Source organism: Pseudomonas sp. B21-047 (assembly GCF_024748775.1).
Lineage (GTDB): Bacteria > Pseudomonadota > Gammaproteobacteria > Pseudomonadales > Pseudomonadaceae > Aquipseudomonas > Aquipseudomonas capeferrum.
The window spans coordinates 4,957,047-4,984,012 of the sequence record NZ_CP087169.1; the positions used below are offsets into that span (position 1 = coordinate 4,957,047).

Below are 26,966 nucleotides of genomic sequence, written 5' to 3' on the forward strand. Positions count from 1 at the left end.
CCAGCAGCCCATGGGCTGAAACTTGCGTTTCCAGCCAGCTTGATGACCTTGCGAGTCAGTGGCACGAACGGTCAGAGCAGCATGGCCAGCAGCGGTGCGGCGAACAGGTTCAGCAACCCGGTCAGGACCATGACCAGGCCGGCCACGGATCCTTCTTCGCGGCCCATTTCCTGCGCCCTGCTGACTCCGGCACCATGCGCGCCCACCCCGAACAACGCGCCCCGCGCCAGCGCGGTACGCAACGGCAACCAGCGCAGCAGCACACCGCCGAACAGGGCGCCCAGTACCCCAGTGAACATCACGAACACCGCAGTCAGTTCCGGCACGCCGCCCAAGTCGTGGGCCAGCGGCATGGCAAACGGCGTGGTGATCGAGCGCGGCACCAGCGACAGGCTGGTTGCATTGTCCAGCGCCAGCAGGTGGGCCAACCCCCACGAGCTGGCGATCGAGGCCGTGCTGCCAGCCAGCATGCCCATCATCAGCGCCGGCCAGTGACGCGCCAGCAGCGCCCGCTGTTGCCATATGGGCACGGCGAACGCCACGGTCACCGGGCCGAGCACGGCCATCAGCCAATGGGTGTTGCGGGCGTATTCGGCATAGGCGGTATGCAGCGGTACGGCCACCGCCAGCAGCAATGCGGGCACCAGGATCAGCGGAGACAGCATATAGCGCCCGCTGCGCCGGTACAGCCAGCGGCTGCCCAGGTACGCCAGCAAGGTCAGCGCCAGCCAGAACAACGGCATGGGTTCAAGGCTCATGGCGCAAGCTCCAGCGGCACACCAGTTCGACGGTGAGTGCGGTCACTACCATGACCATCAACGTGCTCACGGCAATCACCAACAGAATGCGCCAACCTTCTTCGCGCACCAGGGTGCCGTAATCGAGCAGGCTCATCAGCGCCGGAATGAAGAACAACAACATCTCGGCCATCAGCCAGCCGGCGCCCAGTTGCAGCGTGGCCGGCTTGACCACGCCGCTGGCGAACAGCAGCAGAAGCAATGCCAGCCCCATGACCCCGGCGGGGATCGGCCAGCCCAGCCAGGCAGCCAGCTGGCCGCCGAACAGGAACAAGGCATAGAGGGTCGCCAACTCGACAAGCAGGCGCAGGGCTTTTTTCACTAACGCGGGTTTCATGGGGGCTTCCTCGACAGGCCCTCATTTTAAGATTTGCCTGCCTAGGCCAGAAGCGAATTGTTAGACTGGCCTGCATTCCAGAATGGAATTGGAAACATGGAATTCAAACAACTGCGCAGCTTCATCGAAGTGGTCCACCGCGGGGGCTTTACCCAGGCGGCGCAGACCCTGCACATCAGCCAGTCGGCGGTGAGCAAGCAAGTGGCTCAGCTGGAGCAGGACGTGGGCCAGCCGCTGCTTGAACGGCAAGCCTCGCAACTGCACCTGACTGCGGCCGGGCGTATCGTGCTGGAGCGCGGCGAAGCACTGCTGCGCCAGCGCCAGGCATTGCTCAGCGAACTCGATGACCTCGGCCAGATGGCTCGCGGCGAACTGCGCCTGGGCTTGCCGATGCTGGGCAGCGATGCCCTGTTCGCCGGCCTGTTCGCCGAATACCGGCAACGCTACCCGAACATCACCATCCAGTTGCTTGAAGGCGGCAGCCGTAGCGTCGAGCAAGCGGTACGCAGCGGCGAGCTGGAACTCGGTGGTAGCCTCACGCCCAGTGACAGCGCCTTCGAGCACCAGCCTTTCTGCAACGAACCACTCGATGCCCTGCTGCCCGCCGGGCATGCGCTGGCGGGCGCGGATGGCGTGCATCTGCGGCAACTGGCCGAGACGCCGTTTCTGCTGTATCAACGCAGCTTCGTGCTCAATGACCGGTTGCTAAAGGCCTGCCAGCAACAGGGTTTCACCCCGAAAGAAGGCGGGCGCAGTGGCCAGGCGGATTTTCTGGTGGCGTTGGTGGCAGCGGGCCAGGGCGTGGTGTTGCTGCCCCGGGTGGTGGCCAAGGCCCTGGAACGCCCCGGGGTGGTGCGCTTGCCGCTGCAGGCGCCGCTGGACCTGCGCTGGGACATCGCGTTCATCTGGCGGCGGGGGGCGTACTTGTCACGGGCAGCGCAGGCGTGGTTGGCGTTGTTGCGTGAGCGCGCCCGTTGAATCGCAGGTTGGAGCGGGTCAGCCGTTGAGGGCCTGCGCAAACGAGGCCAACCACGGTTCGGCATCGGTTTCCGGGGTCACCGTCTCACTGGCATCCAGGCGCAACATGGGCTGCACTTCATGCACCCCCAGCTCAGCGAACAGCTCACGCATCTGCTCGCCACCGCCGCAGTACGTATCACCATAACTGGAGTCGCCCAATGCGATCACCGCCCCCGGCAGACCACGCCAGGCGGCGGGCAAAGTGTCGCGAATCATGCTGTACAGCGGCATGAGGTTGTCCGGCAGCTCGCCCATGCCGGTGGTCGAAGTCACCGCCAGCAATGCCTCGGGGGCAAAACCTTCTACGTCCTGCAGGGTGGCACGCGCGGCATGCCAAGCCTCATGGCCCGCAGCCTTGAGCAACGATTCTGCATGGCGGGCGACTTCTTCGGCGGTGCCGTACACCGACCCGGAAATAATGGCGACTTTCATCGGGAAGAGGATTCCGAAACTGAGTGAAAACGTAGGATACTAGCATTCAACGCTGGCAAAAGGCCGCCTCGCCCCAACTACCAGCCCCCTTTTCTCGCCCAATGGCCCGGACATGATCAACGCGCAACTGCTGCAATCGATGGTCGCTGCGTCCAACGACGGCATCGTGGTCGCCGAAAAGGAAGGTCAAGACACCATCCTGATCTACGTGAACGCCGCCTTCGAACGCCTCACCGGCTACTCCCGTGACGAGATCCTCTACCAGGATTGCCGCTTCCTGCAGGCCGACGACCGCACCCAGCTAGGCCGCGCGCGTATCCGCAAGGCCCTGGCCGAAGGCCGCCCGTGCCGCGAAGTGCTGCGCAATTACCGCAAGGATGGCAGCGCCTTCTGGAACGAACTGTCGATCACCCCGGTGAGACACGACGCCGAGCAGCGCACCTACTTCATCGGTATCCAGAAGGACGTCAGCCGCCAGGTCGAACTGGAGCGCGAACTGGCAGAAATGTACGCTCGTCAGAAATCTGACCTACGCTCCTGAACCAAGCGCGCCTCGCACGGTCAATCCCGTTGAAGAAATCGCCACCGCCGAGTTCGATCATGCAAGCAGATGCGCTCCTGACCCAGGACGAGCTGGATTTCATACAGAACATGCAGCACTCGCCCCAGTTCAACCTGGCTGACACGATGTCCAGCCTGCTGGTCAATGGCGACCGCCGGATTCAGACCTTGCTCACCCGCCTGGTGGCCAACGAGCAGGTGACCTTGCAGGCGCAGTTCAACAACCAGCAGATCAGCTTTCCGCTGCAACTGGTGGAAGACGAGTTCCATGCCCTGCACCTGCAGCTGGGCTCCCCGGAAATCTACGAAGACGGCCCGATGCGGCGCCCATGGCGCTTGTCCATGGACCAGCCAAGCGCACTGCTCGATGCACATGATCAGCAAAGCGGCCTGTGGGTTCGCGAAATCTCGTTCAAGGGCGCTTTGCTGGAGATCCGCGACCTGGCACAAGCCCCTGCGCGCTTCGAATTGTGCTTTGCACCTGCCGGCATTGCGCCTATCGAGCTGCACGGCGTGCTGCGTCGGCGCATTGGCCCCGACCTTGCGGCCTACGATTTGAGCTGCAGCCCCGCCGAAGAGATCGAGCGCCTGCGCGAATACATCCTGCAAGCCCATCGCCAGGCTCACCCGGAGCTGCACAGTCAGGTATCGAGCTGACCACCCAGAAACTGCCGCAGCCGTTGGCGCATCACGCTGCCTTGTGCCCCCAGGCACGCTACCGGGCTGCCTGCCAGGCTGTCCTGGGCGAGCTCGGCCACTTTACCGGCCAGCAGCAACGGGCACTCAAGGCCCACCACCAGCCGCCCAAGGCGCTTGCTCAACTCGGCGGTCGGCGCCTGATTGGAAAACAGCACCAAGGCATCAGGCCTGAGCCGCTCGCAAATCAGCGTCAGCTCTTGCAAAGGCTGCCCTGGCGCCAACACGCTTACCTCCACCTCGTCGCACCCCAGCAACAAGGCCGTCACCAGCAATTCCAACTCGTGACAAGGCCCCGCCAATGGCGCCAGCAAGACGCTGCGGCTGCGCGGCATGCGCGATAGCTGCAAGCGCACGAATACGCGGCTGCGCATGAACTGATCGAAGAACAGCCATTCACTGGCCTGGCCGAAGGCCCGCTGGCCGTAGCCGCTCTGGCCTGCCGCCAGATCGTGCCACACCGGCATGAAGATTTCGCCGAATACCTGATCCAGCGAATGGCTCGCGAACGCCTTGTCGAACAGACGGTGCAGGCGCGTGCCATCAAAGCGCAGAACCGCCTCGTGTATCTGCTGCCGCCATCTCAGCCGGGCACTTTGCTCATCGCCGTTATCCTCCACCAGCGCCTGGCTGCGGACAAGGATGCTAGCCACCTTGCTCACTGCAACGCCGCGCTCCAGCCAGCCGAGGATGTTGCGGATATCATCGATATCGGCTTGGGAGTACAGGCGATGGCCACTGTCGGTACGGGTGGGCTGAATAAGCCCATAACGGCGCTCCCAGGCGCGCAGGGTCACCGGGTTTACGCCCGTCAGGCGGGAAACTTCACGAATCGGGAACAATTCCTGGTGTTGCAGTCCCTCGTCGATCGGCGAGGTACGTCCCTGTTTGCTCATCTGCACTGAGTACCCGTGTGCGGAAGTTGAACGCGCATGTTACTACGAACAGCCTAGTGCGCATGTTAACAACTGTTCGCCCCTTGCTCTTGCGGTACGACGCCATATCGCGATAATTCGCGCCCGATTCTTGCATGCATGCCTGTGTCGCCCACCACCCCGGGCGACGCCGCCAAGGGGCCAGCTACCCGCCAGCCCCGTCGCCAGGAGATACACGATGTCTACCCCACCCGTCACCCTGCTGGTGTCGCGCCGCGCCGCCCATGGCCGTTACCAGGCCCTGCTGGCTTGGCTCCACGAAGGCGAGCAACTGGCCACCGACTTCCCCGGCTACCTCGGTTCGGGCATCTTCGCACCGCCTCGCGATAGCGATGAATTCCAGATCATCTTTCGCTTCAGTGACGAACCGACACTGCACGCCTGGGAGCATTCCGCCTCGCGCCGGGCCTGGCTGCAACGTGGCAACGGGCTGTTCGAACGCCCCAAAGAAGCGCGCGTGAGCGGTCTCGATGACTGGTTTGGCACCAATAGAGTGCAAAAACCGCCACGCTGGAAGCAGGCAGTCGCTATCTGGCTAGCCTTTTTCCCGGTCTCGTTGCTGTTCAACCTGTTGTTCGGGCATTGGCTGGCAGGCATGGACCTGGTGCCGCGTGTGATGCTCAGTACCCTGGCCCTGACGCCTGTGATGGTGTACCTGTTCATCCCCCTCTCCACACGCCTGCTGGCGGGCTGGCTGCATGCCACCCCAGCTACTGCTGCAGCCCTGCGCAGCCGCTGAGGGCTGGTCTACAAGAGGGAAACAGTTCGGGTATGCTGGGCGGCAACGAAAGGACAGACAAGTTGACCGCCCCGAACATGAACAGCCCAATTCTCGTTACCGGAGCCAGCCAGCGCGTCGGGTTGGCCCTGGCCCTCGAACTGGCGCAAGCCGGCCATACGGTGGTCAGTGCCAGCCGCAGCCTGCAGCCGCAGTCCGCACACCCCAACATCGTGCAGTTCCAGGCCGACCTGTGCCAGGCTGCCGACCGCCAGGCGCTGATCGACTACCTGCAAGGCCACTACGACGGCTTGCGCGCGATCATCCACAACGCGTCCCTGTGGCTCGACGATGGCCTGGCCAACCTCGACACTATGTTCCGCCTGCACGTCGAAGCGCCGTACCACCTCAACCTGGCCCTCGGCGACATGCTGGGCAAGGCAGGCCGCGTGGGCAAGGCCGACATTATCCACATTTGCGACGAAACCTCTTCGCGGGGCAGCAAGAGCCACATTGGCTACGCCGCCACCAAGGCCGCGCTGCAGAACATGGTGCTGTCGTTCGCCGAAAAGTACGCGCCCAAGGTGCACGTCAACGGTATCCTGCCCGGGCTGCTGATCCTCAAGGAAGGGGGTGACGAAGCCTACCGCCAGCAGACCCTGAAAAAGGCCCTGCTGGAATTCGAGCCCGGCGCCGGCCCGCTGATCGAGACAGTCAAATACCTGCTCGAAAGCCAGTACAGTACCGGTAGCCAGGTGGTCATCAACGGTGGCCGCCACCTGAAGAATCGCATGACCTGAGAGAAGCCCATGACCCCGCAACAACAGCTCGAACTCGAAGCCGCCGCGTTCCGGCGCCTGGTCGACCACCTGCAAAAACGCACCGACGTGCAGAACATCGACCTGATGAACCTGTCCGGCTTCTGCCGCAACTGCCTGTCCAAGTGGTACAAGGCCGCGGCCGACGAGCGCCAGGTCGATGTCAGCCTGGATGACGCCCGCGAAGCGGTGTACGGCATGCCCTACGCCGAGTGGAAAGCCCAATACCAGAAAGAAGCCAGCGCCGAACAACACGCGGCGTTCGAAAAAGGAAAACCTCGTGACTGATCTGAACACCCTGCGCGCCAGCCTGAAAAGCGGCGAACACGTCTTTGCCGCTACCTTGGCGTTCATCGCCGCCCACTACAGCTATCAGCCACAGGCCTTCAACAACGGCGGCGTGGAAAATGCCGCCGGGCAGAACGAAGGCTCGTGCAAGACCCTGGGGCTGGCGCTGCTGGAGGGCTTGAGCGATGAAGAGGCCCTGTTGGCCTTTGGTGAGCATTATCGCGATGTGGTGGCCACGCCTGAGGGCAGCGACCATGGCAATATCCGTGCGCTGATCGCGCATGGCCTGGCTGGGGTGAAGTTCACCGGGCAGCCACTTTCGCGTAAGGCTTGAGCGTGCTGGGGCCGCTTTGCGGCCCTCTTCGCGACGCGAGGCCGCGCCTACAAACGTTACCCGATCCCTGTTATTTGATGACCGTCCCCGGCACCTCTTCGGGCAAGCCGCCCTGCTGCAACCACGCCAAGGCAATCGGCCACAGGCTGCCCCGAAAGCGGTCATGGAAAAACGCAAAATGGCCAATTTCCTCGACCGAGATATCCACAGGTGCAATACGCAGGTGCTGACGCTCAGCCCCCTGCAGGTACCCTAGCAATCGCTCTGTAGCCGCCACGGTGCCAAACGGGTCATCGGTCAGGCTGATTGCCAGCGTCGCCCCCCGCACCTGTGCAAACGGCACCCCCTGCAACCGGCGCCCGCTTGGCCGGTGCTCATAGCGTGGCGTACGGGTCGTCCAGTCGTGCACCACCCCGGCCGGCGTGTCTTCCATCCAGCCCAGGCGCTTGCCGGGGAAGTAGCCGAACGCACGGGTCAGCAAAGGCATCACCAGATGCCATTTACCGAACAGCCGCCAACGCTGATCAGCCGCGTAGTCGCGCCAGTAGGCGAATTGCGCACCCACCATCACCACCCGCCTGACTTGCCCGGCAGACGGTGCCAACCCCACCGCGCAACCGCCGAAGCTATGCCCCACCACGTCCACCGGTTGCCCGGGAAACGCCTGCGCGGCGCGGGCCAGCATGGCTTCGAAGTCCAGCCGGCCCCAGTCGCTCCAGGACGCCTGGAAGCCACGCAGTGACGGCGGCCGTGATTCGCCGATGCCTCGGTAATCGTAGGTCAGCACATCGCAGCCATGGGCGAACAGGTAGTCGGCAAAGCGGGCGTAATAGCGGCAACGCACAGAGGTGGCGGCGTTGATGATCACCAGCGGGCGCAGGGGGTTGGCCTGGGCGTGGCGCCAGCAGAAGCCGCCGAGGCTGTAGCCGTCGGCTGCGGTGTGGCGAAAGGCGGTGGCCGGTTGGGTGAGGCTGCTCATGGCGCGCGTCCTGTTGTTGTGCGCCAACGCTAGCAAAAAAATCGGGGGCTGTACCGGCCTCTTCGCGGGCCAAGCCCGCTCCCACAGGATCCCCATTGAGCCAAAGCCTTGTGGAGCACCGGTGGGAGCGGGCTTGCCCCGCGAAGAGGGCGGTACAGCCCCCTCATGTTTCAGCCGTGTTTACAGCTCGATGCAGTCGAACTTCACATCGGTGGCCACGTCTTCGTCGTAGTTGACGTCAGCGCGCTCGAAGCCGAACAGGTTGAGGAACTGCTTCTTGTAACCGGCATAGTCGGTCAGCTCGAACAGGTTCTCGGTGGTGACTTGCGGCCACATGGCCTTGCAGGCGTCCTGCACGTCATCACGCAGCTCCCAGTCGTCCAGGCGCAGGCGGCTCTTCTCGTCGACTGCGGCCGGGGCACCGTCTGCACGGTACAGGCGATCACGGAACATGCGGTCCAACTGGTCCTGGGTACCCTCGTGAACACCCTTCTCCTGCATGATCTTGAAGACCATCGACAGGTACAACGGCATCACCGGAATGGCCGAGCTGGCCTGGGTGACCACCGACTTCAGCACGGCCACATTGGCGCCGCCCTTGATTTCGCCGGCCAGTTTCTGGTCAAGGCGCAGCGCGGTTTCGTCCAGGTCCTGCTTGGCCTTGCCCAGGGCACCGTGCCAGTAGATCGGCCAGGTGATCTCGGTACCGATGTAGCTGAAGGCCACGGTGCGGGCGCCTTCGGACAGCACGTCGGCACCGGCCAGGGCATCGATCCACAGCTGCCAGTCCTGGCCCCCCATGACGGTGACGGTGTCAGCGATTTCCTGCTCGGAAGCCGGCTCGATGCTGGCCTCGATGATGGTGTCCTTGTTGGTGTCGATGGCGGTCGACTTGTACGGCTGGCCGATAGGCTTGAGCGCCGAGCGAATCACTTCACCGGTTTGCGGCAGCTTGCGCACGGGGGAGGCCAGGGAGTAGATGACCAGGTCGACCTTGCCACCCATTTCGTTCTTGATCAGCTCGATGACCTTGGCACGGGCCTCGTCGGAGAACGCATCACCGTTGATCGACTTGCTGTACAGGCCTTCGGCCTTGGCAAACTTGTCGAAGGCGGCGGAGTTGTACCAGCCCGCAGTACCGGCCTTGGTCTCGGTACCTGCTTTTTCGAAGAACACGCCCAGGGTGTCGGCCTTGAAGCCGAACGCTGCGGTGATGCGGGCCGCCAGGCCGTAGCCGCTGGAAGCACCAATCACCAGGACCTTCTTCGGGCCATCCTCGCGCACGCCCAGCTTGCGGGTGGCTTCGATCTGGTCACGGACGTTGAGCTCGCAGCCCTTCGGATGGGTCGTGGTGCAGATGAAACCGCGGACCTTAGGATGAATGATGGCCAATGTCTGTACCTCGTCAGGTTTATGCCAGGGAAGCGCCACCACGGGCGATTCCGATTGATCAGAGGGTGAGACTACCCCCGCCGGTTATCCGACACATATTACGGGGTGATTGGGGGTATACAAAACCCAGGTTGCCGCCGAGTACCGCTTTCAGCCACTGCAGAAACGGCTGCGCCAGTGGATCGTCCTGTTGCACTAACACGCAACGCGCCATGCCTGGCGCACAACTAAAAAGGGCCAGCCAAATGGCCAGCCCTATTGCTTTCAACCGCCTGGTCAGGCCGCCTTGTGCTTCACAGTGATATCAATTTCCAGATTTGCGCTGGCCAGCATGTTCACCAGAGCATCCAGGGAAAATTTGTCGATTTTCCCATTCAGCAGCTCGCTCAAACGCGGCTGTGTTACGTGCAGCTGACGTGCTGCATCTTTCTGTGGGAGGTCCCAAGACTTAACTGTCTTGGTAAGGATACGCATTAGCTTTGCGCGTACCCGAAGGTTCTCGGCGTCTTCTGGCGAGTCAACCAACGCGTCCCACACGGAGGTAGTGCGTTCGTTTGCCATTTTATATGTCCCTCTGTTACGGATTAGGTTGTTTCTTGCACAAAGCAATTCGTAAGTTAATCGAGTGGGCCCTAGGTCTAGAACTTTACCCCTTGCCGTGAGGGAAGGGGTACCCAAGTCCTTTACCCCCAGCATTGGCAGGGGATAGCAGCAGTCCATCAGTCCAGCGACTTGTACCGAGCCTTACCCAGGTCGATATCGCGCTTTTCCGTCTTTTCAGTGGTCTTGCGAAACGCATGCAGGACGTATACCGCTTCCGGCCGGTTTACCACATAAAACACGCGAAAAGCCCCGTCTTTGCATTTGATACGGATTTCCCGCACCCCCTGCCCTACGCTTTCCATTGGTTTCCAGTCGTTAGGTTCATCACCGTACTGGATCAGCTCCAGCTGGTAACCAGCCCGCTGTTTCGCACCCTCCGGGAAATCCCGCAGGTCTTCCCTACTGCTGCCAACCCATTCGAGGGGCTTTTGCTCGTCTTGTATGGGACAAACTCCTCAATCGTTCGTGACAAAAATGTTGAGTGCTCATCATGAGATCCATCCTGGTATTGGTAAGGGAGGCTGAGTACCCGGCGTGCCTATCGTGGGGCTCAAATGCGCGGGGTTAGCGACATCAGCAAGGCGCTGATTATATCGGTTTCGAGATAACATCAAGCTCCCGTCACGATTTTTATATCGATATCGACATACGACAAAGACACCACCGCCCAGCCTACAGGCTCTACCGTGTGGGATTTTGAAGAGCGTCGGGGCATGGAGCGCCATTGCGGCAGGGGGTGACGGCATCTATTGCGCGACCCATCAGTGCTCGGCGGTGTAGGTGGCCGCGAGCGTAAAACGCTCACTGATCTTCCGGTAATCGTCTCCGGCCGGTGATCATCGACAAGGGCAGGTTCTCGCCCAGGCGCAGGCTTTCGACGATGGCTGCCAATACATGCACGCAGACCAACGCCAGCACCGCGTCGGCCAGAAAGCTGTGCAGGCTCATCGGCCAGTCGGCGCCCCACAGGGCGTCGACCTCTTGCGACGCCCAACCGGTCAGGCCCAGGCCCGCGATGCCGGTGAGCATCAGCAGCATCACCAGGGCGCCGATCGGCGAATGCCCCAGGCGATGGTAGGGCTGCCCGCTTATCAGCGCGCGGGCGTGGGCGGCCAGGCGCGCCGGGGTCGGCCAGAAGTCGGCCCAGCGCGCGCTTTGCGGCCCGACGAAGCCCCAGACCAGGCGCAACATCACGCACGCCAGCCCGTAATAGCCCAGCCACTGGTGCCAGTCGTCGCCCTCTTCATTGAAAAAATAATCCGCGAAGAACACCGTGGCCAACGACAGGTGGCACAGCCGCAGGAGCGGGTCCCACAGCTGTACCGTGGGGCGGGCCTTCAATCGTGGTACTCGGTCTTGACCGCCTTGCCGCTGACCGGGTCATGGTAGATCTCGATCTTGCGGCCATCCTTGTCGAAACCATAGATTTCGTAGCAGTTGCCTTTAGTGACCTTGAACTTGCTGATCTTGTAGCCCTGATCCTTGAGCTGGGCCTGGAACTTGCCCGGGTCTTGCCAGGTGCTTTTGTCTGCAGTGGTGCACTGGGTGGCGGCGAATGCTGTGCTGCTGCCGATCAGGAGGGTAAGAGCGATCAAGATGCGCATGGCCATGAGCTCCGTTGCGTTGAGTGAAACAGCACGACATCCAGCTTAGACCCAGGGTCAGCGCCTTGCCTGCAGGGCCGGCATCATTCATTTGCTTTCCAGAACAATCGCAAAGAAAAACAAACTTAACAAATGAACCAAACCCGCCGATGCTGACAACATCCTGCCCTCGCGGCGCCCACCCTTGCACGGAGAACAACAACATGAACGACGTGGTCATCGTCGCCGCCACCCGTACCGCCATCGGCAGCTTCCAGGGCGCCTTGGCCACAGTGCCCGCCGTCGACCTCGGCGCAGCCGTGATCAAGCGCCTGCTGGAACAGACCCAACTGGACCCTGCCCTGGTCGACGAAGTGATCCTCGGCCAGGTACTCACCGCCGGCGCCGGCCAGAACCCGGCCCGCCAGGCCGCGATCAAGGCCGGCCTGCCCTACAGCGTGCCCGCGCTGACGCTCAACAAGGTCTGCGGCTCGGGCCTCAAGGCCCTGCACCTGGCAGCCCAGGCTATTCGTTGCGGTGACGCCGAGGTGGTGATTGCCGGCGGCCAGGAAAACATGAGCCTGGCCCCCTACGTCATGCCTTCGGCCCGCACCGGCCAGCGCATGGGCCACGGTCAACTGGTCGACAGCATGATCACCGACGGCCTGTGGGACGCCTTCAACGACTACCACATGGGCATTACCGCCGAGAACCTGGTGGACAAGTACGGCCTCAGCCGTGAACAACAGGACGCCTTCGCCGCCGAGTCCCAGCGCAAAGCCGTGGCCGCGATCGAGGTCGGCCGATTCAAGGACGAGATCACGTCGATCGTGATGCCGCAGAAAAAGGGCGAGCCCACGGTCTTCGAGCGCGACGAACAACCCCGCCCAGGTACCACTGCCGAGTCCCTGGGCAAGTTGCGCGCAGCCTTCAAGAAAGAGGGCAGCGTGACGGCCGGCAATGCTTCCAGCCTCAATGATGGCGCCGCTGCCGTATTGCTGATGAGTGCAGCCAAGGCCAAGGCCCTGGGCTTGCCGGTGCTGGCGAAGATCGCGGCCTATGCAAGTGCGGGCGTGGACCCGGCGATCATGGGTATTGGCCCGGTTTCGGCTACCCAACGCTGCCTGGACAAGGCGGGCTGGCAGCTGGCGGACCTGGACCTGATCGAAGCCAACGAGGCCTTTGCCGCACAGGCGTTGGCGGTGGGCAAGGCCCTGGAATGGGATGCGGCGCGGGTCAATGTGAATGGCGGGGCGATTGCCCTGGGCCACCCCATCGGTGCGTCGGGGTGCCGGGTGCTGGTGACCCTGTTGCACGAGATGATCAAGCGAGATGCCAAGAAAGGGCTCGCCACGTTGTGCATTGGTGGTGGCCAGGGGGTAGCGCTGGCGATCGAGCGTTGATCCGTCATTGATGCCTGCAGGCCCGGCCTCTTCGCGAACAAACCCGCGAAGAGGCCGGGCCTGGTTACTCAGAAGCGCTCATCGGCAATCGCTGGCAGTGTCAGCTCACGCACATAACTGGCCGCCGACAGTTCCAGCATCGTGCGCACCATCAGCACCACATCGTGCAGCGGAATCAGCCCCCCTTCCCCGCGCGCCGCGGCTTCTGCCACTGGCACATCCAAGCCATCCTCGGTGTTCAGGTAGCCCAGGTTCAGGCACGTCACACCAAGCCCCTGCTCGCGATACCCTTCACGCAAGGCTTCAGCAATACCGCGCAGGGCAAACTTGGACGCGGCAAAGGTCACTTCAGGGCGCCCGCTTTGCGGCAGACCCGAGGTGGAACCGGTAAGCAGGATCCGTGGCTTTTCGCATTCGAGCAGCATCGGCAGCAAGCGCTTGATCAGCAGGATGGTGGCCGTGATGTTGCAGTCGACCATGCCTTGCAGTTCGGCATCGCGGTCGGCAAGAAAGCTGTAGTGCTCGGCAAACGCCTCGGCTTCCCACAGCCCGAGGTTGTAGATGAGGGTATCCACGCCACCGCCCGCCAGCGCCTGGGCAATGGCCTCGACGGCGGCGGCCGGCTGAGCGAGGTCGGCCGCGATCCACTGCACCTCGACATCCTTGCTGGCCACCACCCGCTCGGGGCGCGAGCGGGACACGCCGATCAGCGTATCGCCCGGTTTGCCCAGCCCTTCCATGAAGGCCTTGCCCAGCCCCTTGCTGGCGCCAACTACCAGAACTCTCATCGCATCATTCCCTGTCGATTACCTTTCGAGCCGGCATTATAAGCACCCGTAGCGGCCCGATGATCAAGCCGTGGCGCGCAACGCGCGGACAGCCTCTGGCGCGTTGACCGCTTTGCTCAGCGCGGCCACTTCCTGGCACTTCTGCACGGCGAAGGCCAACCCGCCTTTGCGCTCGGCGTCGAGCTGGTCTTCACAGGCCAGCCCCAATGGGTTGTGCAACAGCGAGCAGGACGGCGCGACCCACAGGCGGTCACCCAGGCGTTCGGCCGCGTGCTGCAACACCGCCAGGGCTTTTTCCAGGTCGCAGGCCGAGACACTACAGCCGTCGACCAGGCCCAACGACAGGATCTTGTAAGCCGGCAGGCGGTCGAGCAGGGTCGGGTACTGGTCTGGCGCACGCACCAGGTCGATGTGCAGGCCATCGACGGGCAGGTTCGCCGCCAGGCCCAGGTTTTCTTCCAGGCCACCAAAGTAGGTGGCGATCAGTTTTTTCAGCGGCGCACGTTGCAGGATGTTGTAAACGCGCTCGTAGGCATTTTTCCAGTCTTGCGGCAAATCCAGCACCAGGATCGGCTCGTCGATCTGCACCCATTCAACGCCCTGTGCGGCCAGGCGGTTGAAGATTTCGTCGTACAGCGGCAACAACCGGTCGACCAGCTCCAACTTGTCGACGTCGGCGCCTTGGGCCTTGCCCAGCCACAGATAGGTCAGCGGGCCGATCAGCACGGGTTTGACCGCATGGCCCAGGGCCTTGGCTTCTTCGACCTCTTCGAACAGTTGCTCCCAGCTCAGGGCAAACTGTTGGTCGGCGGTGAATTCCGGTACCCGGTAGTGATAGTTGCTGTCGAACCAGCGGGTCATTTCCTGGGCGTGGGCACCGCTGCTGTCGCTGCGCTCGGTCGTGCCTCGCGCCATGGCAACCACGGTTTGCAAAGTGGGCTTGGCACCGTCGTGGCTGCGAAAGCGCTGCGGGACGACACCGAAGGTCAGCGAATGGGTCAGCACCTGGTCGTGCCAGGCGAAATCGCCCACCGGCAGCAGCTCGATGCCGGCGTCCTTCTGCACCTGCCAATGGCTGGCACGCAGCGCGCGGCCCACAGCGCGCAGGCCGGCTTCGTCGAGTTCACCTTGCAAGAAGGCTTCCTGGGCTTTTTTCAGTTCGCGATCATGGCCGATGCGTTGAAAGCCCAGGGAATGTGCCAGTGCCATGTCTCGTGCCTCAGAATGTCTAAATGAATGTGGGCATTTTCGGGACCAACGAGCGCTGAGACAAACTCATTTAATTTGATATGAAATCAAGATTTACTCATGTTGATGTGTCCACCTGCATGTCTCGTTCAGAGCAGCACCCTACGCATCCGGACATGACCCCATCGGCCCTTTGCCGCACAATGCCACCCTGCCCCAACCCGGTGCCCGATCCATGAGCCTGCTGAAAACGGCGCTGCACGAAAAAACCTTCGTCTGCGTCATGGAGTTCGTCCCCAAGCCCTCGGCGGAACGTTTCGCCGCTATGGAAGCGATCATGGCCCGTGCGCACCTGTGTGGCTGGCCGATGACCCTGGCCATCGGTGATCGCGTCGGCAGCCCACTGGACCTGTCGCCCCTGGACGCCCTCGCCAGCTTCAGCTCACCCGTGCCTGCCCTGCCGCACTTTTCTGGCAAGGACCGCGAACGGCACCACTTGCTGGCGCAACTGCAACGCATGGATGCCGACGGGCTTGACCAACTGCTGCTGCTCACTGGCGACCGCCTGCCTGGGCATCAACCCGCAGAGCGTCCGGTGCGCTACCTGGAATCGGTGGCCGCCCTGCAGCTCGCGCGCCAGGCTTGCCCACACTGGTTGCTCGGTGCCGCGCTCAACCCATTCAAGTACTGCGAGGAAGAAGGCGGCGCGCAGTACTTCAAGGCCGAGAAAAAACTGGCTGCGGGCGCCGACTTCCTGACCCTGCAACTGGGCTTCGATGCCAGCAAGCACCAGGAAGCCCAAACCTGGATGAACCGCCAGCCGCACCCGAAACCCTTGCTGGCCTGCCTGATGAGCCTTACCCATGGCCGCGCCGCAATGCTTGATCACGTGGCTGGCGTGACGGTCACGCCGTCCATGCGCGACATGCTCGAAGCGGAAGCAGCCGTGTCCAAGGCCCACGCCCAGGCGCGCAGCGTCGACCGGCTGGCGCTGCAGGTGATTGGTGTAAAACTGATGGGCTACGCCGGGGTGCACGTGTCGGGCATTCACGAACTCAAGCAGCTGTTGGCCCTGGAACAACGCATCGAACACTGGCAAGCGCAGATCCACTCACTGGAACAGTGGGCGCCAGCCTGGGCGGCCAGTTGGCAGGTGCCCGGCCTGCCTGCCGTGGTCTTTCATCCACCGTCAGCGAGCTGGCGCCAGGGCGAGTCGAAGGTCAGCGCGTCGAACAAAGAGAAGGCGCGGTACCACCTGCTGCACGCGTCCCATGCCTTGCTGTTCAGCCGCAGCAACTGGCTGAGCCAGGCATTCGGCTGGGCCGTTCGCCAACCGTTGTGGGCAACAGCCCGCGGTGCGCGCGTGCTGCACGGGGTGGAGCGTGCGCTGAAGCGACCGCTGGTGGGCTGCGATACCTGCGGCCGCTGCCGCCTCGAAGACACCCTCTACATCTGCCCGGAAACCTGCCCCAAGGGCCTGGCCAACGGCCCCTGCGGCGGTACCTCGCTGAACCGCTGCGAATTCGGCGACCGCGAATGCATCCACAGCGTCAAGTACCGCACCGCCAAGGCCGTGCGGCAGACGGCTGTGCTCACCGAGCGGCTGATCCCGTGCATCGAAGTGCAAACCCGCCACCGCAGTTCATGGCCGGCCTGGTTCGCGGCCCAGGCACCTCACCGGCTCAAGCCCTGCTCAAAGCCTCGAACCCAGCCCGAATCGTAGCCTCGGGCAGGTCATCGGCAATGAACACCAGCACGCTTTCGCGGGCCTCGCCTGCTGCCCATTCGGCATCCCAGTCAAAGCCGTAGAGCTTGAGCACGCCCTGAAACACCAGGCGACGATCGTCCCCGGCAATGTTCAGCACGCCCTTGTAACGCAGCAATTGCTTGCCGTGGGTTTCCAGCAGCGCGTTCATGAAGTCGCTGAGGCGGTCGATATCCAGCGGGGTGTCGGTGCGCAACACCAAGGTCGAGATACGGTCCGGGGTGGCCGGCTTGAGCACTGGGCGCAGGGCCGGCTTGAGGCTGGCGCCCAGGTCGCTATTGAGGTTGAAACCGCGCACATCGAGTAGTTCGGCCAGGTCGATGCGCCCCTGTTCGACCACACGAATGGCGGCACGGCCGTTGATGCGCGACAGGCGCTCGCGCAGGGCATCCACCGCCGCAGGTTCGACCAGGTCGGTCTTGCTCAGCAGCAGGCGGTCGGCAAAACCGACCTGGGCCTGGGCAATGGCCTGGGTCAGGTGCAGCTCGGCATGGGCGGCGTCGACCAGGGTGATGATGCCGTCGAGGATGTAGCGATCACGCAGGTCCTCGTCGATGAAAAAGGTCTGCGCAACCGGTGCAGGGTCGGCAAGCCCGGTGCATTCGATCACCAGGCGGTCGAAGGCGATCTCGCCGGCGTCCAGGCGCTCCAGCAGCAGGTACAGGGCGCGGGTGAGGTCACCATGGATGCTGCAGCACACGCAGCCGTTGGCCAGGGTCATGACCTGTACCGGCTCGTCGCCCAGCAGCTGGCTGTCGATACCGGCCTCGCTGAACTCGTTCTCGATCACGGCGATCTTCAGGCCGTGCTCGGCCTTGAGCATGTGCTTGAGCAAGGTGGTCTTGCCGGCACCCAGAAAGCCGGTCAGTACGGTGACGGGAATAGGCGATTGCACGCAAAAAGCTCCTGAAGCTGAAAATGAATGTGGGAGCCCGGCTGCCCGGGCTCCCACAGGTTCACAGGTGTTGCAGGCTCAACAGCACTTGGGCCCGGACTTGCCACCGTAACGCGCTTCCTGGCGTTCACGGAAGAACGCCTCGTAGCTCATCACCGGTTTGTCCGGGTGCTTGTTCTGCATGTGTTCGACATAGTTGTCGTAGTCGGGCATGCCGACCATCAGGCGGGCTGCCTGCCCCAGGTACTTACCCAGTCGACCCAGGTCGTTGAACATAGCTGCAGTCCTCTCGTTTACGCGTCAGGCAGCGCCTGGAACGGGGTTTCCTTGTCGGTGCGTTCCTTGCGGCCCCAGGCGGCGTAGCCGACCTTGATGGCGAAGAACAGGATGCTGAACACCACCAGCAGGAACAGAATCGTCAGGCCCGCGTTGGTGTAGGCGTTGTAGATCACGTGCTGCATCTGCCCGATGTCCTTGGCCGGGGCCAGTACCTGGCCGGCGTCCAGCGCAGTGCTGTACTTCTTGGCCAGGGCCAGGAAGCCAACGGCCGGGTTCGGGTCGAACAGCTTGATCAGGCCTGCAGCAGTGGTACAGATCAGCAGCCACACGGCCGGCACCAGGGTGACCCAGATGTAGCGCTGACGCTTCATCTTGATCAGCACCACAGTACCGAGCATCAAGGCGATACCGGCCAGCATCTGGTTGGAGATGCCAAACAGCGGCCACAAGGTGTTGATGCCACCCAGCGGGTCGATCACGCCCTGGTACAGCAGATAACCCCACATTGCCACGCAGCCAGCGGTGGCGAGCAGGTTGGCACCCCACGATTCGGTGCGTTTGAGCGCCGGCACGAAGCTGCCCAGCAGGTCCTGCAGCATGAAGCGCCCGGCACGGGTACCGGCGTCCACGGCGGTGAGGATGAACAGGGCTTCGAACAGGATCGCGAAGTGATACCAGAAGGCCATGGTGTTCTCACCCGGCAGCACCTGGTGAAGGATCTGCGCGATACCCACCGCCAACGTTGGCGCACCACCGGCACGGGCCAGCACGGTGTGCTCGCCAATGTCGCGGGCAACCGCTTCGAGCTGCTCAGGGGTGATCAGGAAGCCCCAACTGCTGACCGTCTGCGCCACCGTAGCAACGTCGGCGCCAACCACCGCAGCCGGGCTGTTCATGGCGAAGTACACGCCAGGCTCGATCACCGAGGCGGCGACCATGGCCATGATGGCGACGAACGACTCCATCAGCATGCCGCCGTAGCCGATGTAACGGGCGTTGGTTTCGTTATCCAGCAGCTTGGGCGTGGTGCCCGAGGAGATCAGCGCGTGGAAGCCCGATACCGCACCGCAGGCGATGGTGATGAACAGGAACGGGAACAATGTGCCCTTCCAGACCGGCCCAGTACCGTCGGTGAACTGGGTCAGGGCCGGCATTTTCAGCTCTGGCGCGATGATCAGGATACCGATGGCCAGGCCAACGATGGTGCCGATCTTGAGGAAGGTCGACAGGTAGTCACGCGGTGCCAGCACCAGCCATACCGGCAGTACGGCAGCGACGAAGCCATAACCCACCAGCATCCAGGTGATCTGCACGCCGGTGAAGGTGAACGCCGGGCCCCAGACCGGGTCCGCAGCGATCACGCCGCCCAGCCAGATCGACGCCAGCAGCAGCACCACGCCGACCACCGAAATCTCGCCGATGCGGCCCGGGCGGATATAGCGCATGTAAATGCCCATGAACATCGCGATCGGGATGGTCGCCATCACCGTAAACATGCCCCATGGGCTCTCGGCCAGGGCCTTGACCACGATCAGCGCCAGCACCGCGAGGATGATGATCATGATCAGGAAGCAACCGAACAGGGCGATGGTGCCCGGGATCCGGCCCATTTCCTCGCGCACCATGTCGCCCAGCGAGCGACCGTTGCGGCGGGTAGACATGAACAGGACCATGAAGTCCTGCACTGCACCGGCCAGCACAACGCCGGCGATCAGCCAGAGCGTGCCGGGCAGGTAGCCCATCTGCGCGGCGAGTACCGGGCCCACCAGTGGGCCGGCGCCGGCAATAGCGGCGAAGTGGTGGCCGAACAGGATGTGCTTGTTGGTCGGGACGTAGTCCAGGCCATCGTTGTTGAGCACCGCCGGGGTGGCTCGGCGCGGGTCGAGTTGCATCACCTTGGTGGCGATGAACAGGCTGTAGTAGCGGTAGGCGACCAGGTAGATGGCCACTGCCGCGACCACGATCCACAAGGCGTTGATCGCCTCGCCGCGACGCAGGGCGACAACACCCAGCGCGCAGGCTCCTATGACCGCCAACGCCAGCCACGGGATGTGGCGTAGCAGGCTGTTATTGTTGTTCATGGCATGCTTCCAGCTAAGTGGTTGGAATAGACAGCCCCTTGAGTCTAGGGCCTGCTTGACGGCTTTACCATCCCGATTTGGCGCTCAGCCACTGACCAGCACGCGCTCTAGCACGCTGCTACCCGAACTACCCGCAGTCCGTGGCGACAACGTTACTTCGGCTGACCTGTCATTTCTGCCAGTTGCGCAGGGAGGCCCCCGCGCATTCAATGATCAGGCAAACCCGTTGTCACGACATGACGCACGGGTTCAAGTGCGCAAACGCTCGAACCGTGCGTCGAACATTTGATAACCAGCAAGCAGGGACCGATGATGACTCAGGATAAGAGCAGCTCCACGTGTGACTCAGACTCAATCGAACTCAAACATGGCTCGATCTCGACGCCCAAGTCCCGAGCGACTTTCGCTGAAGAGAGACGCCTCATTGAGGGAAATCTTCACAACGGCATCGAAAGCGGCAAATTCTTCCCTCAGACCACGGGCGGGCTGGCCGATCCCTACGCCAAGGACGACGTGAGAAGTATGGCGCCACCGGTCGATGGCAAGATTGCCAGCGGCGAGAGGCCGGGCGCTGCCTACCTGGACCGCACAGATGTCGACTGGGACAAGCATGACGTTACCAGCGACACACCGCTGGAGTTCGTCTGGAGCTTCAGCGCGCGCCACAAGTACCGCCGTTTCAACTACTTCATCACCAAAGCCGGATGGAACCCGACTCAGCCGCTTTCGCGTGCACAGTTCGAATCTGAACCCTTCGCCACTTTCCTCAATGAACGCCAACCCTATTGGAGTTACTCAGACGAAGAAATGTGGCCGGAGCAGCCGACCAGACACACCCTGACGTTGCCTGAGCGCGACGGTTATCAAGTTCTGCTTGGGGTATGGGAAATTGCCGAGACCGATAAAGCCTTCTATCAGGTGGTTGACCTGAATTTCGTCTCCAAGTAAGGGTGGCACCGGGCGACGCCCGCAGACGGTACCTTGTCGCTCGCCCTCAGGCAGAAAAGGCCATGGCTGGTCTATAGTCAGAACATCTGACGAGGGGCCCGCCATGACCACTTCTTCCAACAATCGCCGACGCTTCCAGCGCATAGACTTCGACGCCCCCACCGAACTGCGCCAGGGTGACCGCCGCTGGCCGGTCAAACTGCTTGACCTGTCGCTCAAGGGCCTGCTGGTCGAGCGCCCCCAGCCGTGGAATGCCGACCTCTCACAGGACTTCGATGCGGTCATCCACCTTGACCCGCATACCCACGTGCGGATGCAGGTGGAGCTTCGTCATGAAGAAGCACAGCGCCTGGGCTTCGTCTGCCTCTACATCGACCTCGATTCGATGAGCCATTTGCACCGTCTTGTAGAACTGAACGTGGCCGACAGCACCGAAATGATGCGTGAGCTGCGAGAACTCATCGAATAATGGGATCTCTTAGCTAGCTAACATCCTTCCCACCTAGCGTTTCCTGTCTACCCAGACAGCTTTAAGCCTGGGTAGCAGCTCTTTGTACACACCCCTCTAATACAGCCTTTCATGACTTGGTACGCGTTCTGCATTGGGTTTCAGGCCACCCTGAAGCCGGGCTTGTTCGCTCTCCGATCAAAATATTGTATACAATTTTTGTAGCAATCAAAGGTAGGAAGTGTCTACAGTAGCGGCACAACAATAAACGCAGAGAGCCTGCTCCATGACTACGTCCCCTAGCACGTCTCCCGCCAAGCGCCCCGAGGATGAAAACCTCGGCCTTGGGGCCAACCTGGCCTATGGTCTGCAGCATGTGTTGACCATGTATGGAGGGATCGTTGCGGTACCCCTGATCCTGGGGCAGGCCGCGGGCCTGAATGGTGCCGAAATCGGCATGCTGATCGCCGCGTCATTGTTTGCCGGTGGCCTGGCCACCTTGCTGCAGACGCTTGGCCTGCCATTCTTCGGTTGCCAGTTGCCGCTGGTGCAGGGCGTATCGTTCGCCGGCGTGGCAACCATGGGCGCCATTCTCAGCAGCGAAGGCGGTGGTGGCCTGCCGGGTGTGCTGGGTGCGGTCATGGCGGCCTCGTTCATCGGCTTCCTGATCACGCCGGTGTTCTCGCGCATCACCAAGTATTTCCCACCGCTGGTAACCGGCATCGTCATCACCACCATCGGTTTGACCCTAATGCCGGTGGCCGCACGCTGGGTGATGGGCGGCAACAGTGCTTCGCCGGAGTTCGGCAGCGTGGCCAACATCGGCCTGGCGGCACTGACCTTCGCCATCGTGCTGCTGCTGAGCAAACTGGGCAGCGCGACCATCTCGCGCCTGTCGATTCTCCTGGCCATGGTGTTTGGCACCCTGATCGCCTGGGCGCTGGGCATGACCGACTTCAGCAAGGTCACCCAAGGCCCGATGTTCGCGTTCCCCACGCCGTTCCATTTCGGCATGCCGGAATTCCACATCGCCGCGATCCTGTCGATGTGCATCGTGATCATGGTGACCCTGGTGGAAACCTCGGCCGACATTCTCGCGGTGGGCGACATCATTGAAACCAAGGTCGACTCCAAGCGCCTGGGCAATGGCCTGCGTGCCGACATGGCGTCGAGCATCCTGGCACCGATCTTCGGCTCGTTCACCCAGAGCGCCTTCGCCCAGAACGTCGGCCTGGTGGCCGTGACCGGGGTCAAGAGCCGCTACGTGGTGGCCACCGGTGGCGTCATTCTGGTGGTGCTCGGCTTGCTGCCGGTCATGGGCCGGGTAATTGCCGCCGTGCCTACCCCGGTATTGGGCGGCGCGGGCATCGTGCTGTTCGGCACCGTGGCAGCCAGCGGCATCCGTACCCTGTCCAAGGTCAGCTACAAGAACAACGTCAACCTGATCATCGTCGCCGCTTCGCTGGGCTTCGGCATGATCCCGATTGCCGCACCAACCTTCTACCACCACTTCCCGAACTGGTTCGAGACCATCTTCCACTCGGGCATCAGCTCGGCGGCGATCATGGCGATTCTGCTGAACCTGATCTTCAACCACTTCACCACTGGCAACTCGGACCAGCAGTCGGTATTTGCCGCAGCCTACGAACGCACCATCCAGTATTCGGACATTTCTGCACTGCGCGATGGCGATTACTTCAAGGATGGCAAGCTGTTCGATGCCGAGGGTATTGAAGTGCCGATGCTGGAGCTGGACGAGCATGGCAACGAGGCGCCCAGGCGCAGCCCGGTTGCCGAGCATTGACCGCTGATTGAGCGGTTAAGCAAGGGGAGCCGATGCGCATCGTCGGCTCCCCTTTTTGTTTGCCTTTACAGGCAATACATCACTCGAACAGGGCATCCAAAGCCTGTTCCAGCCGGGTCACGGCGATCACCTGCAACCCTGCCGGCGGCTCCTTGGGCGCATTGCCCTTGGGCACGATGGCCCGCTTGAAGCCATGCTTGGCCGCCTCTTTCAGCCGCTCTTGGCCACTGGGCACCGGCCGCACCTCGCCCGACAAGCCAATCTCGCCAAACACCAGCAACCCATGGGCCAACGGCCGGTTGCGCAGGCTGGACATCACCGCCGCCAACAAAGCCAGGTCAGAAGCCGTCTCCAGCACCTTCACGCCGCCCACCACGTTGAGGAACACATCCTGGTCATGGGTAGGAATGCCGCCATGCCGGTGCAGTACCGCCAACAACATGGCCAGGCGGTTCTGGTCCAGGCCCAGGGTCACCCGCCGCGGGTTGGCCAGGTGGCTGTCATCGACCAGCGCCTGCACCTCGACCAGCATCGGCCGAGTGCCCTCCCAGGTGGCCATCACCACACTGCCCGGCACCTCTTCCTGGGTGCGATTGAGGAAGATCGCCGAAGGGTTCGAAACCTCCTTGAGGCCGCGGTCGGTCATGCCGAACACGCCCAGTTCGTTGACCGCACCAAAGCGGTTTTTCACCGCCCGCAGCAGGCGCAGGCGGCCATCGGACTCGCCCTCGAAATACAGCACGGTGTCGACCATGTGCTCCAGCACCCGCGGCCCGGCCAGCGAGCCTTCCTTGGTGACGTGGCCCACCAGGAAGATGGCCGTGCCGCTCTGCTTGGCGTAACGCACCAGCAACGCCGTGCTCTCGCGCACCTGGGCCACGCCACCGGGCGCTGATTGCAGCTGTTCGGTGAAAATGGTCTGGATCGAGTCGATGACCATGACTCGGGGCTTTTCCTGGCGAGCCGTGGCGATGATGGTCTCGATACAGGTTTCGGTCATCACCTTGAGCTGGTCCTGGGGCAGGCCCAGGCGGCGCGAGCGCATCGCCACCTGCTGCTGCGACTCTTCGCCGGTGACATACAGCGCAGGCATGTGCACGGCAATGTTGCACAGGGTCTGCAACAGAATGGTCGACTTGCCGATACCCGGGTCACCGCCGATCAGCACCACCGAGCCATCGACCAAACCGCCACCCAGCACGCGGTCCAGTTCGCTGCTGCTGGTGGTGAAGCGCGGGATCTCTTCCACGCTGACTTCGGCCAGGGTCTTGATCTGCGCCTGTTGCCCGGTCCAGCCGGCCCGGCCACTGCTGGGCGCCGCCGCCCCGCCGCTCTCGATCATGGTTTCGACCAGGGTGTTCCAGGCCCCGCATTCGCCGCACTGGCCGGCCCATTTGGGGAAGGTCGCGCCGCATTCGGTGCAGCCATACAAGCGCTTGGCCTTGGCCATGGGCGGTTTCTCCTGGAAAAAACCGCCATGATAGCCGAGCGAGACGTGTCTCGAACGCTTCGGCGTGCGACAAAACTATTCGTTCTAACCGCAGTCACTACCCCTGAACACAACGCATGAAGCGTTTTAGTGGCTTACACTGCGTTAACCTCACCATTTGTTACAAAGGAATCGAACATGGGCATGATCAGTGAGTTCAAGGCCTTCGCGGTCAAAGGCAACGTCGTCGACATGGCGGTCGGTATCATCATCGGCGCGGCCTTCGGCAAGATCGTCTCGTCCTTCGTGGGTGACGTAGTCATGCCACCACTGGGCCTGTTGATCGGTGGCGTGGACTTCAGCGACCTGGCCATTACCTTGAAGGCTGCAGAAGGCGACGTTCCGGCAGTAATGCTGGCCTACGGCAAGTTCATCCAGACCGTGATCGACTTCTTGATCGTTGCGTTCGCCATCTTCATGGGCGTGAAGGCGATCAACCGCCTGAAGCGCGAAGAGGCCGTGGCACCGAGCGCGCCACCCGTGCCAAGTGCCGAAGAGACGTTGCTGACCGAAATCCGCGACCTGCTCAAGACGCAGAACCAGAACCGCCTGCCTTGAAGGTGCCGGGGCCGCGTTGCGGCCCCCGTGTCACCAGTAGTTTTCTACCGCCACCTGCCCTGGCCGCTTGCTCAGGCTCAACTGCAGATCACGCGCCTTGAGCACCTTGCGCGTTTCATCGATCATCTCCGGGTTGCCGCAGAGCATCACGCGTGAATGCTCGGGCGACAGCGCAAGCCCCGCCGCCTTCTCCAGCTCACCGTTCTCGATCAACGTGGTAATGCGTGCATTCAACGCGCCCGGATGCTGCTCACGGGTCACTATCGGGATGAACTGCAATTTGCCGGCGTGCTCTGCCAGGTAGTCGCGCTGCTCCAACTCGGCGATTTCCTTCACGTAGGCCAGCTCCTTCGCTTCGCGCACCGAGTACACCAGCTTGATGCTGTCGAAACGCTCCCAGGCCTCGAAGTCCTGCAGGATGGACATGAACGGTGCAATGCCGGTGCCGGTGGCCAGCAACCACAGGTCGCGGCCGCCAATGAAGCGATCGAGTGTCAAAAAGCCAAAGGCCTGCCGGTCGATCAGCAGGCTGTCACCCTCGCCCAGCCGGCTCAGCTCGCTGGTGAACTCCCCGCCGGGCACCACGATCGAGAAGAAGTCGAGGTACTCGTCATGGGGCGCGCTGACCATGGAATAGGCGCGCCACACCACACTGCCATCGGCCTTGGTCACCCCGAGACGAGCAAACTGGCCGGCCCGGAAGCGAAAGCCCGAATCGCGTGTTACCCGCAGGCTGAAGAGGTTCGGCGTCAGTGGCTGAACATCGAGCAGGGTCTGGCGGGTGAACTTTTCGGCGCTGGCAGTCATATCGGGCTCCAAGGTTGACGTGCGCACAGTGTCGCGCAAAGCGGCCTGGATAAAAACCACCCGTTTGTAAGGCCTCACCACCTCGATGCTGCCGATGTCGCAGACAAACATGATCGCTATAACAAAAAATTCCCAACGCTTTAGTAGGTTTTTCCTACAATGATGCGGGTATGCAAACGGATTGGATCCTGTTGCCCCATCCATAGGAGCGTTACGGATGCCTCACTGGAAACCCGAGCATCTCCATCAATTTGTCAGCGAGCGGTGCCCGCGCAAGTTGTTCAACATCGCTGTGCATCTGGTGCAAGACTTGGGTATGGAACACTTGGGGCTGAACATTCGCATCCAGATTGCCACGCAGACACCCCGGCTTTACCTCTACAGCAATTATCCAAGCGAATGGATCGAGCGCTATCAGCGCGATGATTTCTACAAGCAAGACCCGGCCGCACGCTTGAGCCATGGCCAGACCACACCTGTATTGTGGACCGACGAACTGTATTGCGAGGCCCCGCAATTTCGCGAGGCTGCCTGCCAGCACGGGCTGCGTCATGGTTGGACACAGTCGCTGCACGACCTGCAGCACAATGAAAGCCAAGTCAGCGTCGCCAGGCCAGCAGGCCAGATTGCAATCAACGAACTCTACGAAAAAGCCGCCAGCGTGCAGTGGCTGTGCCACACCCTGCACTCGGTACTGTGCGAGCACCACCTGGACGCGCTCTGCCCGCCTCAGCCGAAAATGAGCGAGCGGGAGCTGGAAGTGCTGAGGTGGTCAGCTGCAGGCAAGACCGCCGCCGACGTTGCCTCCATCCTGTCGCTGTCACAAAGTACGGTCAACTTCCATATCCGCAGCGTGATCACCAAAACCAACGCCTCCAACAAGGCAGGCGCCATCGCCATAGCCGCCCTGCGTGGGTGGATCTGACAGCCACCCCTGCGACTACCGGCAAAGCCCTGTAGAATGGCACGGCAAAGCCCGTGGCGATCCGCAACGGGCAGATTCGTACCCGAGCCAGACGC

The 26,966-nt window shown here is 62.3% G+C and carries 30 protein-coding genes and 1 pseudogene; 14 read left to right on the plus strand and 17 right to left on the minus strand.

What is annotated here, in order from left to right:
• Positions 1-71 precede the first annotated feature (71 nt).
• Positions 72-758, minus strand: coding sequence for an LrgB family protein (locus tag LOY26_RS22425; RefSeq protein ID WP_258714101.1), 687 nt, complete (start codon positions 756-758; stop codon positions 72-74).
• Positions 748-1,134 carry a CidA/LrgA family protein gene (locus LOY26_RS22430; protein ID WP_033702915.1) on the minus strand — a complete coding sequence of 129 codons (387 nt, stop codon included), beginning with the start codon at positions 1,132-1,134 and terminating at the stop codon, positions 748-750. Before LOY26_RS22430 ends, LOY26_RS22425 begins: the two co-directional genes overlap by 11 nt.
• A 96-nt stretch (positions 1,135-1,230) precedes the next feature.
• Here LOY26_RS22430 and LOY26_RS22435 point away from each other — a divergent pair, with 96 nt between their 5' ends.
• Complete coding sequence (locus tag LOY26_RS22435; RefSeq protein ID WP_258714102.1) at positions 1,231-2,112, plus strand: LysR family transcriptional regulator; 882 nt, start codon at positions 1,231-1,233, stop codon at positions 2,110-2,112.
• Between the two features lie 18 nt (positions 2,113-2,130).
• Here LOY26_RS22435 and LOY26_RS22440 read toward each other — a convergent pair whose 3' ends face one another.
• A complete protein-coding gene (locus LOY26_RS22440; RefSeq protein ID WP_033702917.1) occupies positions 2,131-2,586 on the minus strand; it encodes a flavodoxin in 456 nt (151 codons plus the stop codon).
• Between the two features lie 112 nt (positions 2,587-2,698).
• Between LOY26_RS22440 and LOY26_RS22445 the strand changes: the two genes are divergently transcribed.
• A complete protein-coding gene (locus LOY26_RS22445) occupies positions 2,699-3,127 on the plus strand; it encodes a PAS domain S-box protein (RefSeq protein ID WP_258714103.1) in 429 nt (142 codons plus the stop codon).
• Between the two features lie 59 nt (positions 3,128-3,186).
• Complete coding sequence (locus LOY26_RS22450; RefSeq protein ID WP_033702918.1) at positions 3,187-3,804, plus strand: hypothetical protein; 618 nt, start codon at positions 3,187-3,189, stop codon at positions 3,802-3,804.
• Here the strand turns inward: LOY26_RS22450 and LOY26_RS22455 are convergent.
• Complete coding sequence (locus tag LOY26_RS22455) at positions 3,789-4,739, minus strand: MerR family transcriptional regulator (RefSeq protein ID WP_186658848.1); 951 nt, start codon at positions 4,737-4,739, stop codon at positions 3,789-3,791. The genes LOY26_RS22450 and LOY26_RS22455 overlap by 16 nt on opposite strands.
• Before the next feature lie 217 nt (positions 4,740-4,956).
• Between LOY26_RS22455 and LOY26_RS22460 the strand changes: the two genes are divergently transcribed.
• From LOY26_RS22460 to LOY26_RS22475, 4 genes are read left to right on the plus strand one after another with little or no spacing between them, the layout of a single operon-like run.
• Complete coding sequence (locus LOY26_RS22460) at positions 4,957-5,517, plus strand: antibiotic biosynthesis monooxygenase (RefSeq protein WP_258714104.1); 561 nt, start codon at positions 4,957-4,959, stop codon at positions 5,515-5,517.
• Between the two features lie 32 nt (positions 5,518-5,549).
• Positions 5,550-6,296 (plus strand): dihydromonapterin reductase, encoded by a 747-nt coding sequence (folM, locus tag LOY26_RS22465; protein WP_258714105.1) that lies wholly within the window; start codon positions 5,550-5,552, stop codon positions 6,294-6,296.
• Between the two features lie 9 nt (positions 6,297-6,305).
• A complete protein-coding gene (locus tag LOY26_RS22470; RefSeq protein ID WP_033702921.1) occupies positions 6,306-6,602 on the plus strand; it encodes a DUF1244 domain-containing protein in 297 nt (98 codons plus the stop codon).
• Complete coding sequence (locus LOY26_RS22475; RefSeq protein ID WP_258714106.1) at positions 6,595-6,936, plus strand: HopJ type III effector protein; 342 nt, start codon at positions 6,595-6,597, stop codon at positions 6,934-6,936. Before LOY26_RS22470 ends, LOY26_RS22475 begins: the two co-directional genes overlap by 8 nt.
• Before the next feature lie 70 nt (positions 6,937-7,006).
• Here LOY26_RS22475 and LOY26_RS22480 read toward each other — a convergent pair whose 3' ends face one another.
• The 6 genes from LOY26_RS22480 to LOY26_RS22505 form a co-directional block, all read right to left on the minus strand.
• Positions 7,007-7,915: an alpha/beta fold hydrolase gene (locus LOY26_RS22480; RefSeq protein WP_258714107.1), complete on the minus strand. Its 909-nt coding sequence runs from the start codon at positions 7,913-7,915 to the stop codon at positions 7,007-7,009.
• 180 nt (positions 7,916-8,095) lie between these two features.
• Positions 8,096-9,307, minus strand: coding sequence for an enoyl-ACP reductase FabV (gene fabV / locus LOY26_RS22485; RefSeq protein WP_047582624.1), 1,212 nt, complete (start codon positions 9,305-9,307; stop codon positions 8,096-8,098).
• A gap of 276 nt (positions 9,308-9,583) precedes the next feature.
• Positions 9,584-9,868 carry a helix-turn-helix domain-containing protein gene (locus LOY26_RS22490; protein WP_033702926.1) on the minus strand — a complete coding sequence of 95 codons (285 nt, stop codon included), beginning with the start codon at positions 9,866-9,868 and terminating at the stop codon, positions 9,584-9,586.
• A gap of 158 nt (positions 9,869-10,026) precedes the next feature.
• Positions 10,027-10,353, minus strand: coding sequence for a type II toxin-antitoxin system RelE/ParE family toxin (locus LOY26_RS22495; RefSeq protein WP_186658975.1), 327 nt, complete (start codon positions 10,351-10,353; stop codon positions 10,027-10,029).
• 358 nt (positions 10,354-10,711) lie between these two features.
• Positions 10,712-11,251: a cytochrome b/b6 domain-containing protein gene (locus tag LOY26_RS22500; RefSeq protein WP_186658862.1), complete on the minus strand. Its 540-nt coding sequence runs from the start codon at positions 11,249-11,251 to the stop codon at positions 10,712-10,714.
• Positions 11,248-11,514, minus strand: a complete 267-nt coding sequence (locus tag LOY26_RS22505) for a PepSY domain-containing protein (RefSeq protein WP_047582639.1) — start codon at positions 11,512-11,514, stop codon at positions 11,248-11,250. The genes LOY26_RS22500 and LOY26_RS22505 overlap by 4 nt, the downstream gene beginning before the upstream one ends.
• Before the next feature lie 203 nt (positions 11,515-11,717).
• Here LOY26_RS22505 and LOY26_RS22510 point away from each other — a divergent pair, with 203 nt between their 5' ends.
• Entirely contained in the window at positions 11,718-12,896 is a 1,179-nt protein-coding gene (locus LOY26_RS22510) for an acetyl-CoA C-acetyltransferase (protein ID WP_258714108.1), read from the plus strand.
• Between the two features lie 68 nt (positions 12,897-12,964).
• Here the strand turns inward: LOY26_RS22510 and LOY26_RS22515 are convergent, their stop codons facing one another.
• Positions 12,965-13,684, minus strand: coding sequence for an SDR family oxidoreductase (locus LOY26_RS22515; RefSeq protein ID WP_258714109.1), 720 nt, complete (start codon positions 13,682-13,684; stop codon positions 12,965-12,967).
• Positions 13,685-13,756: 72 nt separating this feature from the next.
• Positions 13,757-14,893, minus strand: a pseudogene (locus tag LOY26_RS22520) (5-methyltetrahydropteroyltriglutamate--homocysteine S-methyltransferase); the annotation flags it as partial.
• A 214-nt stretch (positions 14,894-15,107) separates the two neighbouring features.
• On the opposite strand from LOY26_RS22520, the gene LOY26_RS22525 reads away from it, so the two are divergent.
• Entirely contained in the window at positions 15,108-16,595 is a 1,488-nt protein-coding gene (locus LOY26_RS22525) for a methylenetetrahydrofolate reductase C-terminal domain-containing protein (protein ID WP_033702932.1), read from the plus strand.
• Here the strand turns inward: LOY26_RS22525 and yjiA are convergent.
• From yjiA to LOY26_RS22540, 3 genes are all read right to left on the minus strand, one after another.
• Complete coding sequence (yjiA, locus tag LOY26_RS22530) at positions 16,555-17,532, minus strand: GTPase (RefSeq protein ID WP_033702933.1); 978 nt, start codon at positions 17,530-17,532, stop codon at positions 16,555-16,557. The genes LOY26_RS22525 and yjiA overlap by 41 nt on opposite strands.
• 78 nt (positions 17,533-17,610) lie before the next feature.
• Positions 17,611-17,808 carry a YbdD/YjiX family protein gene (locus tag LOY26_RS22535; RefSeq protein ID WP_027595234.1) on the minus strand — a complete coding sequence of 66 codons (198 nt, stop codon included), beginning with the start codon at positions 17,806-17,808 and terminating at the stop codon, positions 17,611-17,613.
• Positions 17,809-17,825: 17 nt separating this feature from the next.
• Positions 17,826-19,892: a carbon starvation CstA family protein gene (locus LOY26_RS22540; RefSeq protein ID WP_033702935.1), complete on the minus strand. Its 2,067-nt coding sequence runs from the start codon at positions 19,890-19,892 to the stop codon at positions 17,826-17,828.
• A 309-nt stretch (positions 19,893-20,201) separates the two neighbouring features.
• Between LOY26_RS22540 and LOY26_RS22545 the strand changes: the two genes are divergently transcribed.
• The 3 genes from LOY26_RS22545 (at position 20,202) to LOY26_RS22555 (ending at position 23,092) form a co-directional block, all read left to right on the plus strand.
• Positions 20,202-20,840 (plus strand): lytic polysaccharide monooxygenase auxiliary activity family 9 protein, encoded by a 639-nt coding sequence (locus LOY26_RS22545; protein ID WP_258714110.1) that lies wholly within the window; start codon positions 20,202-20,204, stop codon positions 20,838-20,840.
• A 103-nt stretch (positions 20,841-20,943) separates the two neighbouring features.
• Entirely contained in the window at positions 20,944-21,309 is a 366-nt protein-coding gene (locus LOY26_RS22550) for a PilZ domain-containing protein (RefSeq protein WP_033702937.1), read from the plus strand.
• 265 nt (positions 21,310-21,574) lie between these two features.
• Positions 21,575-23,092 (plus strand): nucleobase:cation symporter-2 family protein, encoded by a 1,518-nt coding sequence (locus LOY26_RS22555; protein WP_033702938.1) that lies wholly within the window; start codon positions 21,575-21,577, stop codon positions 23,090-23,092.
• A gap of 79 nt (positions 23,093-23,171) precedes the next feature.
• On the opposite strand, the gene radA is transcribed toward LOY26_RS22555, so the two are convergent.
• Positions 23,172-24,542, minus strand: a complete 1,371-nt coding sequence (gene radA, locus LOY26_RS22560) for a DNA repair protein RadA (protein ID WP_033702939.1) — start codon at positions 24,540-24,542, stop codon at positions 23,172-23,174.
• Positions 24,543-24,719: 177 nt separating this feature from the next.
• Here radA and mscL point away from each other — a divergent pair, with 177 nt between their 5' ends.
• Positions 24,720-25,139 carry a large-conductance mechanosensitive channel protein MscL gene (gene mscL, locus LOY26_RS22565; protein ID WP_033702940.1) on the plus strand — a complete coding sequence of 140 codons (420 nt, stop codon included), beginning with the start codon at positions 24,720-24,722 and terminating at the stop codon, positions 25,137-25,139.
• Positions 25,140-25,169: 30 nt separating this feature from the next.
• Here mscL and LOY26_RS22570 read toward each other — a convergent pair whose 3' ends face one another.
• Positions 25,170-25,946: a ferredoxin--NADP reductase gene (locus LOY26_RS22570; RefSeq protein WP_033703015.1), complete on the minus strand. Its 777-nt coding sequence runs from the start codon at positions 25,944-25,946 to the stop codon at positions 25,170-25,172.
• Positions 25,947-26,163: 217 nt separating this feature from the next.
• Between LOY26_RS22570 and LOY26_RS22575 the strand changes: the two genes are divergently transcribed.
• Positions 26,164-26,871, plus strand: a complete 708-nt coding sequence (locus tag LOY26_RS22575) for an autoinducer binding domain-containing protein (RefSeq protein ID WP_033702941.1) — start codon at positions 26,164-26,166, stop codon at positions 26,869-26,871.
• The last annotated feature ends 95 nt before the right edge of the window (positions 26,872-26,966 follow it).